A 16797-nucleotide genomic window follows, 5' to 3' on the forward strand; every position below is an offset into this window, starting at 1 on the left:
CCCTCATCCCTTCACCCCCCTCATCCCTTCACCCCCCTCATCACTTCCCTTCCGTCACAGCGGGTACCTACCCGCTGTGACATAGGCGCGCCCAGTACGCCGCGTTACAATGTCGCACGATGACAGTGAGAAGGCAATCCGTGAGCACAGCGAAGCAACAGCATCAGTCGAAGAACAACCCGTCCTCGCGCAAGCGACGCGAGGCAGGTTCCGTGAACAACGGCTCGCACGCCGGCGTCACCGTGTCCATCCGCAAGTCCGGCCGGAAGAACGCCACACGCGGCGGCGCGGCATCGCGCAATCGCAACACCACGACCACGCGCAACACCTCGACCTCACGCAACACGGCGGCCAAACGCAACACCACAGCCAAACGCAACACCGCAGACCGCAAGCGTCGCGACGGAGCCGTCACCCGTAACGGCGCACGCCGCCGCATCACGCGCAAACGTTCGTCCAGCAAACGCCCCATGACGCGCGGCAGGCGCATCGCGACGGCGCTGACCATGCTCGTCGCCGCATGCTGCGCGGTCGCGCTCGCCTGGGTGACCACGCAGTTCGTATCCGGCCGCATCGCCCTGGCCGACGCACGCAACCGGCAGAGCCAGCTGTCCTCACGCTACGGCTTCGACCCGGGCGACATCATCTCGGACGGCCAGTTCTTCAACGGTTATGCCATGAGCGAAGCCGAAGTGCAGTCGTTCCTCGACGACCACGGCGAGGCCTGCACCGGCTCGGCGTGCCTGAAGTCACGCACGTTCGACACGACGACCATCAAGGCCGACGCCTACTGCAACGGATACCAGGGCAGGAAGCGCGAGACGGCGGCCGCCATCATCGACAAGTCGGCGAAGTCCTGCAACGTCAGTCAGAAGGTGCTGCTCACCGTCATGCAGAAGGAGCAGCAGCTGGTCACCGCCGCCAAGCCGACCGACTTCCAGTTCAAGGCGGCGATGGGGCTCAGCTGCCCGGACGACGCCGACTGCGACCCTGAATACGCCGGGTTCTTCCGCCAGGTGTACGGCGCCGCGAACCGGTACCAGTACTACGCGCATCATGAGGAGCAGTACGGCTACCATGCCGGCAAGCTCAACTATGTGAAGTTCCATCCGAACGCGAGCTGCGGCGGCGCAAACGTGCTCATCGACAACAAGGCGACCGCGCTGCTGTACATCTACACGCCGTACCAGCCGAACGACGCGGCGCTGGCGGCGGGCGTGGGCGAGGGCGACTCGTGTTCCAGCTACGGCAACCGCAATTTCTCGATCATCTACCGCGGCTGGTTCGGCTCGGCGCGATAGATGACGTCAGCGTTCGACGGACTTGCCGACGTACGGCTTGAGCAGCGTGGTGGTGCCGACCGCCAGCAGTGCGAACAGCGCGCCGAACGGACCGAGCCAGGTCAGGCCGAGACCGTCGTTGACCATGCCGCCGACCGCGGAGCCGACGGCGATGCCGATGTTGAACGACATGGAGTTGAGCGAGGCGGCGAGGTTCATCGAGCCGGGGTGCGACTGGGCGGCGACGTCCATGTACAGCACCTGCGATGCCGAGTTCTGCAGGTACATGAACATGCCGAGCACGACGAGCAGCACGGCGCCGTACACGGGGACGACGCTGGCCAATGCGAGCGAGGCGAGCAGCAGCGCCTGCGCGATGTAGATCGGCCTGATGTGCGTGAGCGGCTCCACACCGCGGCCGCGGTCGGCGAGCTTGCCGCCGTACAGGTTGCTCCACAGGCAGGCGGCGCCGTAGATGACGAGGCCAAGGCTCAGGTACTGCTCGGGCACGTGGATCTCGTCTCGCATGATGGGCGTCAGGTATGTGTAGAACACGTAGCTTGCGGCGGCGCCGAACACCACGTCGAGCACGCCAAGCTGGATGCGGCGGTCGAAGAACAGTCGGAACTGGCGCAGGAAGCCGACTTTCGCGAGATGGCTGTTGCGCGGCAGCACGGTGAGGACAAGCGCGATGACGATGACGGTCATGATGTTCACCAGATGGAACGCCCATCGCCATCCGAACGTGTTCGCCACCCAGGTGCCGACCGGCACTCCGACGACCGAGGCGATGGAGAACCCGGAGAACACCCACGCGATGAACTTGGTGCGGAACCTGTCGACGGTCACGTCGGGCGCGTAGGTCATGGCGATGGCCACGAGCGTGCCGGAGACGAGCGCGATCATGATGCGCGCCACGACGAGCACCGCATAGTTCGGCGCGAACGCGCACAGGATGTTGCCTACCAGGAAAACGGCAAGCAGCGTCAGGTGCGTGGCGAAGCGCGGGAACCGTGCGGAGATGGCCGAGCCGAGCGGCGTGACGGGCGCGTAAACGAACGCGAACAGGGACACGAGATTGCCGACCGTCACCTCGGAGACGCCGAGCCCGTGCGCGATGTCCGGCAGGATGCCGACGACGATGAACTCGCTCATGCCCAGGATGAAGCTGGATGCGATGAGCGTGACGACCGGCAGCGTGAAGAACCGCTCCCCCTTGCCCGCCGGCTGCTGCGGTTTGGCTCCCTGCGACCCGTCGGCCGGGACCGATGACGACATGACCACGCTCTCCTCCATGCACTGTGCCTTCCCTGATGCAAACGATTGATACCTTAGCCGCACCACGTGTCATGACACGCGACGCGAGACGCCATGCGGACACGTGCCGAAGCCCGGCCGCGGCGGCCTGTCCCGTCGCAGTCTGAGAGGATAATCGGTGATACGCCGCGACGTCCGGATCCGGACCGCAGAATCCGAAAGCGGCATACGGCAGTCACACATGGACGAGGGGGCACGGCATGGGGTTATTCGGCAAACACGATGACGGGTACGTATCGCCGTTCGACGTCGACGATGCGCCGGCGTATGTCGACTTCAGTTCCGCGGATGGCGTCAGCGACGACACGCACGACGCCACTCATGCCACCGACGCCGCGTCCCGTCACGGCAGCGTCGACGCAAGCACGTCCGCGCGTCGAGACCGTGCGCAGCAGGCCGCGTCCGTCTCCCCGAACCAGCAGACGTCGGACCATCAGACGCCGTATCAGCAGACGCCGGCCGAACCGTCACGACGCGAACGGCAACGCACGCAACGGCAGTCCAATGTGGCGCAGCAGGCGGTGCAACGCAACCGTCAGGCGGTCAAACAGGCGTCACGGAACCGCACGACCGGGCACGGCGGCACCCGGCAGACTTCAGCCTCGTCCAAGCGTAACGGCAAAGGCGTGTGGATCGTGGCGCTCATCGTCGTCATCATATTCTCCACGAAACTGCCGCAGCTGGTCATCGGCAGCCTGTTCGGCGGCGGCTCGGATTCCGACTCGTCGTCCTTCTCGTCGTCCGCGTGGAACGGGCCTTCGCATGACGACAAGCCGACCAAAGAGAAGACCGGCCGCGTGGCCACCTACGACGGCGACAGCGCAGAGGTCACCATCGCCAAGGCGGCGGCAGGACCGAACGACATCGCCGGGCAACCCACGGTGATCGTCACCTACCATTGGCGAAACACCGGCGAGAAGACGACGACGTTCAGCAGCTTCGTCATGGACCGCAACGTCTTCCAGCATGGCGAGGGGCTGATACCGACGACCCTGTACAACACCAAGGACTCCCCCATCGCCGGCTACGACCCGCGATCCACTGACACCAAGGTGCGGGCGGGCGAGGAGCTCGACACGACCATCGCCTACCGGCTGATCGACAAGACGACCGACCTGTTCGTGGAGGCGAACGAGGCGGATTCGCTCTCGGAGGGCATCGTCTCGGCGTTCGCTATCTCGAACGACGGGACCACGTTCACGCAGATCGATTCGACGCCGCTGCGCAAGGCCCCGCAGGCCAGCGCCGAGGAGCGCAAACCGCTCAAACCGATCCACAGCTACAGCGCCGACGTGCTCGCCTCGATTACCAACGTGACGCGCGGGCCGAACGACTACAACGACAATCCGACCATCATCGTCACCATCGACTGGGTGAACACGTCGGAGGCCTCCGAACAGCTGACCAGCGCCGCGGACCTGACCGTCACCCAGAACGGCAGGGAGCTGGACGCCAACTACTACATGGCGCCTTGGCCGGACGGCTACGAGGAGCTGAGCGACACCCGTCGCGCCCAGCCGGGCGCCCTCGCCCGGTCGACGGTCTCGTACAAGCTCGACGATGCGAACGCGCCGGTGAAGGTGACGCTGAAAAGCCGGTACGGCGGGCACGACACGGTAACGCGGACAATCAAACTGCCGAAGGAGTGAGACTCGGCGAAGAGGGCTGAACGCGGGTGGCCACCCCCAGTCAGCTCCGCTGACAGCCCCCGCCAGCGGGGGCGACCCGGTGCCGCTCCCGCTGGCGGGAGCTGTCGAGCACAGCGAGACTGAGGGTGGTCGGCGCGAGAGCAGTCAGCATAAAGAGTGCAGAGGCCCCGACTCGTCGACCGCCGCCCTCAGCGCAACAAAAAAATGTCACAGCGGGTGAACACCCGCTGTGACATTCCGCTATCCAATATCCTGCGCCAAGCCGCGCGTCACAGCTTCGGCAGGTACTTCTTCAGCTCGTACGGCGTGACCTGACGACGGTACTCGTCCCACTCCTGATGCTTGTTGCGCAGGAAGTACTCGAACGCATGCTCGCCGAGCACGCCGGCCACGAAGTCGGACTTCTCCATGATCTTCAACGCGGCGTCCAGCGAATCCGGCAACGGCTCGATGCCCATCGCCTGACGTTCCGCGTCGGTCAGCTCCCACACGTCGTCGCTGGTCGGCTCGCCGAGCGTCATCTGCTGTTCGATGCCGTCGAGGCCGGCGGCCAGCAGCACCGAGTACGCGAGGTACGGGTTGGCGACAGGGTCGAGCGCACGGAACTCCATGCGCGCCGAATTGCCCTTGCCCGGCTTGTACTGCGGGATGCGCAGCAGCGCGGAGCGGTTGTTGTGGCCCCAGCAAATGTAGCTGGGCGCCTCGTTGCCGCCCCACAGGCGCTTGTACGAGTTGACGTACTGGTCGGTGACCGCGCAGATCTCGGCCGCATGATGCAGGATGCCTGCGGCGAACTGGCGCGCGGTGATCGACATGTTGAACTCCTGGCCGGCCTCATAGAAAGCGTTCGCGTCGCCTTCGAACAGGCTCAGGTGCGTGTGCATGCCCGATCCCGGCGCGTCGGCGAACGGCTTGGGCATGAAGCTCGCATGGATGCCGCGTTCCAGCGAGATCTCCTTGACGACCGTGCGGAACGTCATGATGTTGTCGGCCGTGGTCAGCGCGTCCGCGTAGCGCAGGTCGATCTCGTTCTGGCCGGGGCCCGCCTCGTGGTGCGAGTATTCGACCGAGATGCCCATCTGTTCGAGCATGTTGACGGTCGCGCGGCGGAAGTCCATGCCGGGGCTGCGCGGCACATGGTCGAAGTAGCCGCCTTCGTCGATGGGCGTGGGCGCCTTCGACCAGTCGGTCTGGTTTTCGAACAGGTAGAACTCGATTTCGGGGTGCACGTAGAACGTGAAGCCCTTCTCCTTCGCCTTGGCGAGCGCACGCTTGAGCACGTGCCGCGGATCGCCGAGCGACGGCTCGCCGTCGGGCGTGAGAATGTCGCAGAACATGCGGGCGGTGCCCTGCGGGCCGCCGCGCCACGGCAGGATCTGGAACGTGGTGGGGTCGGGGCGGACGATCATATCGTCCTCCGACACGCGCGTCATGCCCTCGATGGCGGAGCCGTCGAAGCCCAGTCCCTCTTCGAACGCCGCCTCCAGCTCGGCCGGGGCGATGGCGACCGATTTCAGTGTGCCCAGCACATCGGTGAACCACAACCTGATGAAACGCACGTCGCGTTCCTCGACCGTGCGCAGGGCGAACTCTTGCTGCTTATCCATAACATCCCATGGTTTCACGGTCGTGTTACGAGAGTCGTTAACACAGGTGGCTGGCGGACCGCGTAGCCGGCCTCCGGCAGCCGGCGCCAAACCGGCCGGCCGAGGCCACGGTGTCGGCCGGCGCGGCCAAACGCACGCCGTGACACGCATCGGACGCCGGCGTGGCGTGCGCGACGGCAAGGCGTTAAGGTGGTGTTCATGAGCGATAATCACCCAACCATCGATCTGTCTTCGTGGCATCAGGCCGACACCGCACTGGGGCGGGCGCGCGCGGGCATCGCGCTGCGCAAGTCGACGCCGCTGGAGAGCCACGCCCTGTGGAAGATCCGTTCCGGACGCCGTGACGTGATCGCCCTGCTCGAGGAGCAGTCGGCGCAGCGCGTGCCCGACCTGATTCCGCTGCGCTACTACCGGATGAGCGACTCCGCGTTCACGTTCTACCGCGGCACGGCGCTCATCATGGCCAACGACCTGGCCCGCACCCCCACCACGGGCATCCCCGTGCAGGCGGTCGGCGACGCGCACATCGGCAATTTCGGCATGTTCCGCTCCCCCAGCTCGCGCCTGGTCTTCGACATCAACGACTTCGACGAGACGACGACCGGCCCCTGGGAGTGGGACGTGAAACGGCTTGCGGTATCCGTGGAAATCTGCGGGCGCGCGAACGGCATCAAGGAGAAGGACCGCCGTGCCGCGGTGGCGCGTTGCGTGCACTCGTACCGCGACCATATCAAGCAGTTCTCGCAGATGGACTTCCTGGACGTCTGGTACGACCATCTTGACGTGGAGGCGGCGCTCGACCATTACGAGAGTACGGTGAACGGCAAGCGCAACCGCACACTGCGCGACGCGGCGATGCGCGCTTCGGTGCGCGATTCCGACCATGCGGCCGCCAAGCTCACGTATCTGGACAGCAAGGCGGGGCGGCTGCGGTTCCGCGCCAAGCCGCCGGAGCTGGTGCCAATCAGCGACCTGAAGGACTACGCCGACCTGAAGGCGCTTGAGGAGCGGCTGGACACGCTGTACGACAGCTACCGCGACAGCCTGTACGAGGACCGCCGCTACGTGCTGAGCCACTACCGGTATCACGATACGGCCCGCAAGGTGGTTGGCGTCGGCTCGGTGGGCACGCGCGCATGGGTGTCGATCCTGACCGGCCGGGGGCTTGACGACCCGCTGATGCTGCAGATGAAGGAGGCCAACGAGTCGGTGTTCGAACGGTTCGTGGGCCGCTCCCCCTATGCGACGCACGGCGAGCGCGTGGTGCAGGGGCAGAAGCTGATCCAGTCGACGGCCGACGTGCTGCTCGGCTGGGCGAGCTTCATGGCAGAGGACGGCCGCAAGCGCGACTATTACGTGCGTCAGTTCTGGAACGGCAAGGGGTCGATCGACATCGACCATCTCAACGCGCTGGGACTGTCCGATCTGGGCCGCATGTGCGCCTGGTGCCTGGCCCACGCGCATGCGCGCACCGGCGACAGCATCGCCATCGCGAACTACCTGGGCGGCACCGACGAGTTCGACCAGGCGATCGCCACGTTCGCTCAGGCGTATGCGGAGCAGAACGAGGAGGATTACGCGCTGTTCCGCAAGCTCATCAAGAAGGGCGAGCTGCCCTGCTCGAAGAAATGAGCCTCAGACGCTGTTCCGGTTCACGATTTGCGGGCCTGCGCAAATCGTGAACCAGAAACGCACAAAAGGGAACAAGAAGCCCGGAACTCCTTGGCGGAATTCCGGGCTTCTTCCTGTTCATATGAACATCGTCACCGTTCACGATTGGCAAGTCCCCGCAAATCGTGAACGGTCGAGCGCCTTACCGGGCGACCTCCAGCGCCTCCTGAAGCGTGAAGGCGCGCGCATACAGCGACTTGCCGAGGATGGCGGAGTCGACGCCGATCTCGGCCAGCGTCCTGATGTCGCGCAGGTCGTCGAGCTTGCTGATGCCGCCGGACGCGGTGACCTTCGCATCCGTGCGTTCGGCGACCTCCTTGAGCAGCGTGAGGTTCGGGCCGCTCATCATGCCGTCGCGGGCCACGTCGGTGACCACGTAGCGCGAGCAGCCGACCGAGTCGAGGAACTTCATGGTCTCGAACAGGTCGCCGCCTTCGCGCGTCCAGCCGCGGGCCGCGAGCGTATGGCCGCGCACGTCGAGGCCGACGGCCACGCGGTCGCCGTACCGCTTGATGACGGAGGCGGTCCAGTCGGGGTTCTCGAGCGCCGCGGTGCCGATGTTCACGCGGGCGGCACCGGCGTCGAGCGCGGCCTCCAAGCTGGCGTCGTCACGCACGCCGCCGGACATCTCGATGTTCACCTTGTCGCCGAGTTCGCGCACGATCTCGCGCAGCTGGGCGCGGTTGTCGCCCGTGCCGAACGCGGCGTCCAGGTCGACCAGGTGAATCCATTCGGCGCCGGCCTCCACCCACGTGCGGGCGGCCTCCAACGGGCTGCCGTAGTCGGTTTCGGAGCCGGATTCGCCCTGACGCAGGCGCACGGCCTTGCCGTCGCGCACGTCAACGGCGGGAAGAAGGGTCAACGACATGTCAACCTGCCTTTCTGTGATGGTATGTAGAGTTCGGAATATGGTCGTGCCTGATCGCTGACCGCGACGACGCTCCCCCAGTCGGCTCCGCCGATAGCCCCCTCCACCGAGGGGGCCGAGAAAGCACGGCCGGCCAAGCTCGAATCTGTTCTAGAACGTGGCGATCCAGTTGCGCAGCAGCTGCGCGCCGGCTTCTGCCGACTTCTCCGGATGGAACTGCGTGGCGAACAGGGGTCCGCGCTCGTAGGCGGCGACAAATCGGCTGCGCCCGTAATCGCACCAGGTGATGTGCTCGTCCGGACCGAGGTCGACCTGTTCGGCGGTGAGGTCGGCCGGTCGGGCTGCAGTGGCCGCGTAGGAGTGCACGAAGTAGAACCGCTCCCCTTCCACGCCGTGCAGCAGCGTGGAGCCGGACGGCGCATCGACCGTGTCCCAGCCCATGTGCGGCACCACGTCGGCGTCGAGCAGGTCCACCGACCCGTCGATGAGACCGAGGCCGTCGCAGGGCTCGCCATGCTCGGTGCCGTGCGCGAACATGATCTGCTCGCCGACGCACACGCCGAGCACCGGGCGGCCGGCGCGCAGCCGGTCGAGGATGACGCGGTCGCCGGAGACCTGCTTGAGGCCGCTCATGCAGGCGGCGAACGCGCCGACGCCGGGCACGACGAGACCGTCGGCCTCGAGCGCCTGCCGGTAGCTGGAGGTCAGGGTCGTGTCGACGCCGAGGTTGGCGAGTGCGCGGACCATGGACCGGACGTTGCCGAATCCGTAGTCGAATACCACCACCGAGGTCATAACTGCTCCTTCGTTGTCGAATGGGTGACGAGTTTGGTGCCGGGTCTGCCGACGTCAGCCGATGTGTGACGAGCCGCGGCCGAACCGCGTGTGTTTGGCGATGACGGCCATGGCCTGGTCGTGGTCGAGGTCGGCGGACCGGCTGACCGTCATGCCCTGGGCGATGATGCCGTCCTCGTCGGTGATGCCGAGCATCAGGTCCTCGACGAACGGGGCAGTGGACGAGAAGAGCAGCGGCGGCGCGAGCTGCTCGCCCGGCTTGCCTTGCAGATACACGGTCGACTCGAGCTTGTCGGCGCGGTTGACGGCCAGGACCAGCGAGAGTCCGGAGACGACGATGGTGAGGTCGCGCGCGGCGGCTTCCGGACCGTCGCCGTCAAGGTTGTGCAGGATGGCGACTGCGCCTTGGGCGGAGCCGATGCAGTCGGCGGAGATGTCGGACAGCTGGCAGAACGCGGCGAGCAGTTCGGCGGAGGCGAGCCGGGTGATGAGCACCGCGGACTTCGCCTTGTTGCCGAGCAGCCCCTGCAGTTCGTCGTCGAAGCTCATGCCCGGGTCGGCGGCGTCGCTGGACGCCTGCGGCTGGCCGGTGGAACCGTCGGCGTCGGACGGTGTCGCGGCTGTCGAGTCGGCCGACGTGCCGGACGTGACCGTGTTGCCGGATGCGCCGTCGAGCGCGCCGTCCTGGAACTCCTTCTCGAACCCGTCGAGCGCGGCCTGCAGCTCCTCGTCGCTGAAATGCAGGTCATCGTTGTTGGGATCGTCGTTGTTGGAATCGTCGCCGCTGGGGCCGTCGTTATACAGATCGTCGTCGTACAAACCGTCGTACATCACAGCGATCCTTTCGTGCTGGGGATCAGCCCCTGGATGCGCGGATCCGGCTCGATGGCGAACCGCAGTGCGCGAGCCAGGGCCTTGAACTCGGCTTCGGCGATGTGGTGGGGGTCGCGGCCTGCGAGCACCTGCATGTGCAGGCAGATGCCCGCGTGCAGGGCGATGGATTCCATGACGTGGCGCACGAGCGAGCCGGTGAAGTGGCCGCCCATCATGCAGTATTCGTAGCCTGCCGGCTCGCCGGTGCACACCACGTAGGGACGGCCGGAGATGTCGACGACGGCTTTGGCGAGCGCTTCGTCGAGCGGCACGGTGGCATCGGCGAACCGGCGGATGCCGCGCTTGTCGCCGAGCGCCTGCTTGAGCGCCTCGCCGAAGACGATGGCCGTGTCCTCCACGGTGTGGTGCACGTCGATGTCGGTGTCGCCGTGCGCGTGGATCTTCAGGTCGATGAGCGAATGCTTGCCGAGCGCGTTCATCATGTGGTTGTAGAACGGCACGGAGGTGTCGATGTCGGTTTTGCCGGTGCCGTCGAGGTCCAGTTCGAGGTCGATGCGCGATTCGCTGGTCTCGCGGATGATGTGGGCGGTGCGTGCCATGGTTGTGCTCCTTACTGCTGCGGGGGTGGCCGTCGTGCGGGGTGGCAGTAGCGGCCGGCCTCACCCGTTCGTGACGCCGCCGCAGTCGATTCCCTATACCGTTTACTGTAGCGCCTTGCGCGTCATCTCTCCTGTCACAGCGGGTAGGTACCCGCTGTGACAGGAGAAGAAGGCTGTGACGCTGCCGGTGCTTGGCTTATCGGGGCCTACCGTGCTTCCACGGCGCGCATGGATTCGACGAGCGCCTCGCGGAAGCGGGCCATCTCCTCGTCGGTGCCCATGCACACGCGCAGCCAGCCGTCCGGCCCGACGACGCGGATGAGCACGCCGCGTTTCAGCAGCTCGTCGAAGATCGCGTCGCGATTGTCGAAGTGGCCGCCGAACAGCAGGAAGTTGGAGCCGGATTCGGCGACTTCGAGCGGCTGGCCTTTGTAGGTCTGCGTCTTGAGCCATTCGGCGGTGGCTTCGCGGGTCTCGCGCAGGTGGCCGACGCGGCTGAGCTGTTCGTCGGTGTGCTCGAACGCGGCGAGCGCGGCGGCCTGCGTGACGGCGGACAGATGGTACGGCATGCGCACGATGCGCACGCAGTCGATGATGCCTTTGCTGGCGGCGAGGTAGCCGACACGCGCTCCGGCGAAGGCGAACGCCTTGCTCATGGTACGGCTGACCGCCAGGTTCGGGTGGTCCTTGATGAGGCTGACCGCGCTAGGCGTGCCAGGTTTGCGGAACTCGACGTACGCCTCGTCGATGACGAGGATCGGGTGGACGCCCTCCCCTGCCCCCTCGACTTCGGCGGTCTCGCAGGCGGCGAGGATGCGTTCGATGTCCTCCATCGGCAGCGGGGTGCCGGTCGGGTTGTTCGGGCTGGTGAGCAGCACCATGCTCGGCTTGACCTCATGGATCGCCTCGATGGTCTTCTCCACGTTGAGGGTGAAGTCGGCGTTGCGGTGGGCGAGCTTCCAGCCGGTGAACGTGTCGCGCGCGTATTCGGGGTACATCGAGTACGTCGGGTCGGCGCCGAGCGCGGTGCGGCCGGGGCCGCCGAACGCCTGGAAGAGCTGGAGCATGATCTCGTTGGAGCCGTTGGCGCCCCACAGTTCGTCCACGTCGAGTCGTGTGCCCGACTCGCTGGCGAGATAATCGGAGAACGCCTGCCGCAGTTCGATGTGCTCGCGGTCGGGGTACCGGTTGAGCGTGGGCGCGATCTCGCGCACGCGGCGTGCGATCGTGTCGCATACGGCCGGGTCCGGCGCGTACGGGTTCTCGTTGACGTTGAGGCACACGGGCACGTCGAGCTGCGGCGCGCCGTACGGCTCCTCGCCGATCAGGTCGTTGCGCAGCGGCAGGCTTGCGGGGATGGCGCTCACAGCAGACCAGCCTCCTTCTCCTGTTCGCGAAGCGTGGCCTTGTCGTACGGGTCCTTGACGAAGCGGGAGAGGACGCATTCGCCGTGGGCGGGCAGGTCTTCGGAGACGGCGAACGCGTTGATGCGCGCGGCGAGCTCCTTGAGGCCCTCCTCGTCGTATTCGATGACCTCGACCGGCTTCATGAACGTGTGCACGCCGAGGCCGGCGGCGAAGCGCGCGGTGCCGCCGGTGGGCAGCACGTGGTTGGAGCCGGACATGTAGTCGCCGAGCGGCACCGGCGAGTAGGGGCCGCGGAAGATGGCGCCGGCGTTCTTGATGCGGGGCACGACGGCGTCCGCGTCGGCGGTCTGGATCTCGAGGTGCTCGGCGGCGTAGGCGTTGGCCGCGTCGATGGACTGGTCGAGGCCGTCGGTCAGGACGATGGCGGACTGGGTGCCGGACAGCGACGTGTGGACGCGTTCGGCGTGCTCGGTCTTCGGCACACGATAGTTGAGGTTCTCCTGCACCGCGTCGGCGATGTCGGTGGAGTCGGTGAACAGGACGGAGCCGGCGAGCTCGTCGTGCTCGGCCTGGCCGATGAGGTCGGCGGCCAGCAGGCTCGGGTTGGCGGTCTTGTCGGCGATGATGCCGATCTCGGTGGGGCCGGCTACCGCGTCGATGCCCACGAACGCGGACACGAGCGACTTGGCGGTGGCGACGAAGATGTTGCCTGGGCCGGTGATCTTGTCGACCGGATCGCACAGCACGTCGCCGTCCTGCGGCTCGCTGCCCTTGGCGCCGTATGCGAACATGGCGATGGCCTGTGCGCCGCCGACCGCGTACACCTCGGTGACGCCCAGGATGGCGCAGGTGGCGAGGATGGTCTTGTTGGGCAGCCCTTCGGCGTCGTCACGCGCCGGCGGGGTGGCGATGGCGAGCGATTCGACGCCTGCGGCCTGGGCCGGTACGGCGTTCATGATGACGGAGCTCGGGTAGACTGCCTTGCCGCCGGGCACGTACAGGCCGACGCGCTGGATGGGGACCCAGCGTTCGGCGACGCGGGCGCCGGGCGCGAGGTCGGTGTGGAAGTCCTTGGGCACCTGGTTGGCAGCGACTGCGCGGGCGCGGCGCACGGATTCCTCGATGGCGGCGCGCACCTCGGGGTCGAGCGTCTCCAATGCGGCGGTCATGGCCTCGGCGGGCACACGCAGGTGCTTGGGGCGCACGTGGTCGAATTTCTCTTCGAAGTCGCGCAGCGCGGCGGCGCCGCGTTCCTTGACGTCCTCGAGGATCGGACGGACGAGGTCGGTGGCCTCGGACGTGCCCATGGCGGCACGCGGCATGGCGGCCAGCAGTTCGGCGCGCGACAGCTTCTTGCCGCGCAGGTCAATGATTCGCATGATGTGTTCACCCATAGCTTCTCATCGTAACAACGTCGTATGTCGTACATCGAACGGAATCGCCGTATCACCCGCATCGTGAGAAAAATCAGGTTCTCGGACCCACGGCGACCATGATGTTGTCCGCATCGCGGACACTAGCACCGCTCCCCCGTCGTGGTTGCCGACCGCCTGCGACCCTGCGCTGATCGTCGTTTCGCAAGCCTCGTTTCGGATCCCGTCCCGCAATCCCGTCTCAGAATCCCCAGTGGCCCTCATGCGCATCCTGCACGACGTCGAACCGCACTGCCGGCTCGGCAGGCGGCGCGGCGACGAACCGTTCGATGCCGTCCATCTGCTGCCGGCTGATGCCGATGCGCGAGTCCGGGCCTACCGCCAGCACGGGGGCGGCGGGCGCAGCATCGGTGATGTCGAGCCCGGCGTCGTATGTGGTCTCCTCGTCGTCGATCCAGACGATGGGCCGCCCGGTTTTCAGGTGGCTCAGCACGGCCCGGCGTTTGCCGGTCAGCCGGCCTTCGCCCGTGTACGGGTCGTACCAGTTGATGGTGTCCCAGTCCACGTCGAGCGCCATGTTGAGCGCGTTGGTGAACGGCTGCCAGGTGCTCAGCCACATGATCTGCGCCGGCAACGTGCGCAGGCGGTCCACCAGTTCGCTCGACCACAGGATCCGGTAGCTGCCCAGTCTGCCGGCGGACACGTACCGTTTGCTATCGGGCACGAACCAGCGGGCGTGCTCGTAGAGCGCGATGCGTGGGTCGCCCGGTTTCATCCAGTCGGTCGAGTTCTGCCGGCAGCGCACCTTGTCGTCCGGGAACTGGTTGATCACCCCGTCGAAGTCGATGAGCACCAGCGGTGTTACGTCAGGGGCGTGGCGCGGCGCAGGCCTTTGCGCGGCGGTTGCGTCCTGCCTGCCGCTGCTGCTGGCTACGCCCCCGTGATTGTCGTTGGTGACGTGGCCGACGCCGCTGTGCAAGACGTCGCTGTGGCCAACGCCGCCTGCATGTTTGCCGGTCGCCGCCTGTCCGTCGCCGGTCGGTATCCGCTCACCGTTCGCTGTCTGTTCTGCCATGGGATGACCTTACCGCTGTGCCGTAACCGTGTAGTTGCGGTTGGAGGTGACGCTTCCACTGTCCGCATACGTGGCGACGGTCGGACGCCCCTCATTCGCGAACGGATTGTCGCCGCCCAGTTCGGTGACCGGCCTGCGCATGTCCGCATCCTCGTCCTCGAACTCCTGCACGTCCTCAAGCTCCGGCGGAGTGTAGTCCGCGTCCTCGTCCTCGGACGAGCCGACGACCGTAATGAGCATGGGCAGCCCGTAGAAGAGGAGGAACGTGGGGATCAGCCACCAGTTGCTCCAGTCGGGGTAGTCCTGGACCGCGTACATGGCGAACGCGGCGACGGGCATATAAAAAATCAGGCCGACGACGATTCGGACTCCCCTGTCGTCGATCTTGAGGATGCCGTTGACGATGGCAGCCTGCAGCGCGAAGGGGATGCTGGCGAAGAGGCCGAACACGAGGATGCTCCCGACGAGCGCGGGCAGTTCGCTGGTGGTCCAGTTGAACGTGTTGGTAAACGCCTCGCCGAGGGACGAGCTGAAGAAAGCAGCGAGGACGAGGATGACGAGCGTGGCGATGACGCCGAAGGCGTAGAGGACGATTTCGCCGAGTTTTTCGAGGAAGTTCATGGTTGTTGCCTTTCCTGATGTGCGGTTTGCTTTGTTACCTTCTTCAACCGGACAACTCCGCCATCGTCCCCGTCATCGGCGTGTCGCGTTCATCGCCGGCACGTCACCGCGCGTCATCGACTAGTCTCATCCGGTACGGCCGACCAGTCGATGCCATCCTCGACCAGATAGTAAGCGGTCTCGTCGCTGGGCGCCGGCGTCATCGCGAACTCGCTGCCGCCCGGAAGGAAGGCGTTGCGGAATGTGTCGCCGTCCGCTGATGCCGTGCGCGACGGCAGGGCGTCGTTGTCCCGCTTGAGGATGAACGGACGGTCGGTGTCGACGGCCTTGCCGGAACGCGTCTGGGCGAGCGCCTGCGCCGAAAAGTACCCCGACTGTTCCAGACTGTCGATGTCCGCGCCGACCGGGAAGAACATGAAGAAGTAGCCGGCTGTCCACTGCGCCCCGGTGCTGTCGTCGTCACCAGCCATGGTATCCCAGTCGGTGAGATACTTGCCGTGGTCACAGATACTGCCCACGCCCGGCCGGAACATGCGCGTGGTCCCGCACATCGGGGTCTCCGAATCGATATCGTGCATCTCGATCACTCCGGACGGTTGGTTGTATTGGAAGTCCTTGGAGAAATCATCGGTAGAATCATGCTCGACGGGGCAGCCGAACTCGCCTGCATAGCACATGCTCCACCACCGAGTCTCCGCCGTCGCCTTGTCGTCCGTATCCTCGATTCGCAAATAGGTATATTCATGATCTCCGGCGACCTGCTGCAGGGTCAGGCAGTGTTCGTCGTCGGCCGTGCAGTACTTGCCGGCAAGTCCGATGGGATCCTGCTCATACGCGTTCATCTCCGGAACGAAGCCGCTTTCGGCCAGCACGTCGCTGCGTCCGGTGACGTCCACGCCCTGATACAGGGTCACCTTCTGCCCGTCGTCGAGCGAGGCGCCGAGCGCCGGTTCGCTGCCGCTGACCTTGCCGACGTACCGGCGTGACGAGAACCGTTTGACGACGGTCACCGTATGGCCGTGGGATTCAAGCGCCTTGCGCACGGTGTCGACGTCCTTGCCGAGGATGTCGACGGGGATGGCCGACCCGTCGTCCGGTTGCGCGACGCCGACGTGGATGCCGGCGTTGGTGTCCTTCACCGGTTCGCCGTCGGCAGGCGAGGTGGAGATGACGGTTCCGGCTTTGACGGTTGAGTCTTTGCTTACCGTGACCTTGCCGTAGTGGACCGGCACGCCCATGTCGTCGAGTCGTTTGCGCACGGTCGAGACGTTACTGCCGTTGGTGCCTGCCGGCACGCCTGGGCCTTTTGATTCGCGGACGTGCACGGTGACGCCTTTGCCGATGCGCTGCCCGGATTGCGCGTTGCGCAGGCCGAGGTACGTGCCGCTGGGCTTGCCGGAGAACTCTTGCACGGTCTGCGTTGCAATGCCTTTCTGCCGGAGCCGTTCCACCACGCCGCTCGCCTTGGCGGTGCCTTTCGGCGACGGCAGTTCGGGGACGGTCACACCTCCCCACAGCTCGTTGCGGTACGTGACGTACGCGGTCAGGCCTCCGGCCGAAAGGACAAGCAGGACCGTCAGTATCGCGGCGATGACGACCTTCGCCCGTTTGCGTTGCGGAGCTGCCGCAGTGGCATTGCTGGCCGGCGTGGATGGAGGTGTCGGAAGAGGAGGCATCACAGGAGACATCGATGCAGACGGCACAGGAACCGTCGAAATCTGCGTAGGAGACATCATCGCGG

General features: G+C 66.0%; 14 protein-coding genes. 3 read left to right on the forward strand and 11 right to left on the reverse strand.

All coding sequences use genetic code 11. The features are described 5' to 3' along the window. Positions 1–470: 470 nt before the first annotated feature. Positions 471–1301 (forward strand): hemagglutinin, encoded by an 831-nt coding sequence (locus tag F7D09_RS04995; RefSeq protein WP_376863026.1) that lies wholly within the window; start codon positions 471–473, stop codon positions 1299–1301. Between the two features lie 6 nt (positions 1302–1307). On the opposite strand, the gene F7D09_RS05000 is transcribed toward F7D09_RS04995, so the two are convergent. Continuing rightward, positions 1308–2558: an MFS transporter gene (locus F7D09_RS05000; protein WP_152234317.1), complete on the reverse strand. Its 1251-nt coding sequence runs from the start codon at positions 2556–2558 to the stop codon at positions 1308–1310. Positions 2559–2797: 239 nt separating this feature from the next. Between F7D09_RS05000 and F7D09_RS05005 the strand changes: the two genes are divergently transcribed. Then, a complete protein-coding gene (locus tag F7D09_RS05005; RefSeq protein ID WP_152234318.1) occupies positions 2798–4246 on the forward strand; it encodes a DUF5067 domain-containing protein in 1449 nt (482 codons plus the stop codon). 269 nt (positions 4247–4515) lie between these two features. Here F7D09_RS05005 and glnA read toward each other — a convergent pair whose 3' ends face one another. Continuing rightward, entirely contained in the window at positions 4516–5853 is a 1338-nt protein-coding gene (glnA, locus tag F7D09_RS05010; RefSeq protein WP_152234319.1) for a type I glutamate--ammonia ligase, read from the reverse strand. Between the two features lie 198 nt (positions 5854–6051). Between glnA and F7D09_RS05015 the strand changes: the two genes are divergently transcribed. Beyond that, a complete protein-coding gene (locus F7D09_RS05015) occupies positions 6052–7485 on the forward strand; it encodes a DUF2252 domain-containing protein (protein WP_152234320.1) in 1434 nt (477 codons plus the stop codon). A 181-nt stretch (positions 7486–7666) separates the two neighbouring features. Here F7D09_RS05015 and priA read toward each other — a convergent pair whose 3' ends face one another. From priA to F7D09_RS05060, 9 genes are all read right to left on the reverse strand, one after another. Continuing rightward, positions 7667–8392, reverse strand: a complete 726-nt coding sequence (priA, locus tag F7D09_RS05020) for a bifunctional 1-(5-phosphoribosyl)-5-((5-phosphoribosylamino)methylideneamino)imidazole-4-carboxamide isomerase/phosphoribosylanthranilate isomerase PriA (protein WP_152234321.1) — start codon at positions 8390–8392, stop codon at positions 7667–7669. Between the two features lie 150 nt (positions 8393–8542). Beyond that, entirely contained in the window at positions 8543–9187 is a 645-nt protein-coding gene (hisH, locus tag F7D09_RS05025; protein WP_152234322.1) for an imidazole glycerol phosphate synthase subunit HisH, read from the reverse strand. 54 nt (positions 9188–9241) lie between these two features. Continuing rightward, positions 9242–10018, reverse strand: coding sequence for a hypothetical protein (locus tag F7D09_RS05030; RefSeq protein ID WP_152234323.1), 777 nt, complete (start codon positions 10016–10018; stop codon positions 9242–9244). Further along, positions 10018–10620 carry an imidazoleglycerol-phosphate dehydratase HisB gene (gene hisB / locus F7D09_RS05035; protein WP_152234324.1) on the reverse strand — a complete coding sequence of 201 codons (603 nt, stop codon included), beginning with the start codon at positions 10618–10620 and terminating at the stop codon, positions 10018–10020. The genes F7D09_RS05030 and hisB overlap by 1 nt, the downstream gene beginning before the upstream one ends. Positions 10621–10826: 206 nt before the next feature. Then, positions 10827–11987: a histidinol-phosphate transaminase gene (locus tag F7D09_RS05040; RefSeq protein ID WP_152234325.1), complete on the reverse strand. Its 1161-nt coding sequence runs from the start codon at positions 11985–11987 to the stop codon at positions 10827–10829. Beyond that, positions 11984–13381: a histidinol dehydrogenase gene (hisD, locus tag F7D09_RS05045; RefSeq protein ID WP_193312336.1), complete on the reverse strand. Its 1398-nt coding sequence runs from the start codon at positions 13379–13381 to the stop codon at positions 11984–11986. The genes F7D09_RS05040 and hisD overlap by 4 nt, the downstream gene beginning before the upstream one ends. A gap of 220 nt (positions 13382–13601) precedes the next feature. After that, the gene (locus tag F7D09_RS05050) at positions 13602–14435 is read right to left on the reverse strand and encodes a hypothetical protein (RefSeq protein WP_152234326.1); all 834 of its coding nucleotides are present in this window, start codon (positions 14433–14435) and stop codon (positions 13602–13604) included. 9 nt (positions 14436–14444) lie between these two features. Beyond that, positions 14445–15056: a hypothetical protein gene (locus F7D09_RS05055; protein WP_152234327.1), complete on the reverse strand. Its 612-nt coding sequence runs from the start codon at positions 15054–15056 to the stop codon at positions 14445–14447. 113 nt (positions 15057–15169) lie between these two features. Continuing rightward, positions 15170–16732 carry a PASTA domain-containing protein gene (locus F7D09_RS05060; RefSeq protein WP_226835974.1) on the reverse strand — a complete coding sequence of 521 codons (1563 nt, stop codon included), beginning with the start codon at positions 16730–16732 and terminating at the stop codon, positions 15170–15172. Between the last annotated feature and the right edge of the window lie 65 nt (positions 16733–16797).

Source organism: Bifidobacterium leontopitheci, from assembly GCF_009193355.1.
GTDB classification, from domain to species: domain Bacteria; phylum Actinomycetota; class Actinomycetes; order Actinomycetales; family Bifidobacteriaceae; genus Bifidobacterium; species Bifidobacterium leontopitheci.

Bases quoted from the DNA above. Each gene is read 5' to 3' on its own strand.
- F7D09_RS04995 (WP_376863026.1), top strand. From the start codon at position 471: ATGACGCGCGGCAGGCGCATCGCGACGGCGCTGACCATGCTCGTCGCC.
- F7D09_RS05050 (WP_152234326.1), bottom strand. From the start codon at position 14,435: ATGGCAGAACAGACAGCGAACGGTGAGCGGATACCGACCGGCGACGGA.
- F7D09_RS05055 (WP_152234327.1), bottom strand. From the start codon at position 15,056: ATGAACTTCCTCGAAAAACTCGGCGAAATCGTCCTCTACGCCTTCGGC.
- F7D09_RS05000 (WP_152234317.1), bottom strand. From the start codon at position 2,558: ATGTCGTCATCGGTCCCGGCCGACGGGTCGCAGGGAGCCAAACCGCAG.
- hisB (WP_152234324.1), bottom strand. From the start codon at position 10,620: ATGGCACGCACCGCCCACATCATCCGCGAGACCAGCGAATCGCGCATC.
- hisH (WP_152234322.1), bottom strand. From the start codon at position 9,187: ATGACCTCGGTGGTGGTATTCGACTACGGATTCGGCAACGTCCGGTCC.
- F7D09_RS05060 (WP_226835974.1), bottom strand. From the start codon at position 16,732: ATGCCTCCTCTTCCGACACCTCCATCCACGCCGGCCAGCAATGCCACT.
- F7D09_RS05005 (WP_152234318.1), top strand. From the start codon at position 2,798: ATGGGGTTATTCGGCAAACACGATGACGGGTACGTATCGCCGTTCGAC.
- glnA (WP_152234319.1), bottom strand. From the start codon at position 5,853: ATGGATAAGCAGCAAGAGTTCGCCCTGCGCACGGTCGAGGAACGCGAC.
- hisD (WP_193312336.1), bottom strand. From the start codon at position 13,381: ATGGGTGAACACATCATGCGAATCATTGACCTGCGCGGCAAGAAGCTG.
- F7D09_RS05015 (WP_152234320.1), top strand. From the start codon at position 6,052: ATGAGCGATAATCACCCAACCATCGATCTGTCTTCGTGGCATCAGGCC.
- priA (WP_152234321.1), bottom strand. From the start codon at position 8,392: ATGTCGTTGACCCTTCTTCCCGCCGTTGACGTGCGCGACGGCAAGGCC.
- F7D09_RS05030 (WP_152234323.1), bottom strand. From the start codon at position 10,018: ATGTACGACGGTTTGTACGACGACGATCTGTATAACGACGGCCCCAGC.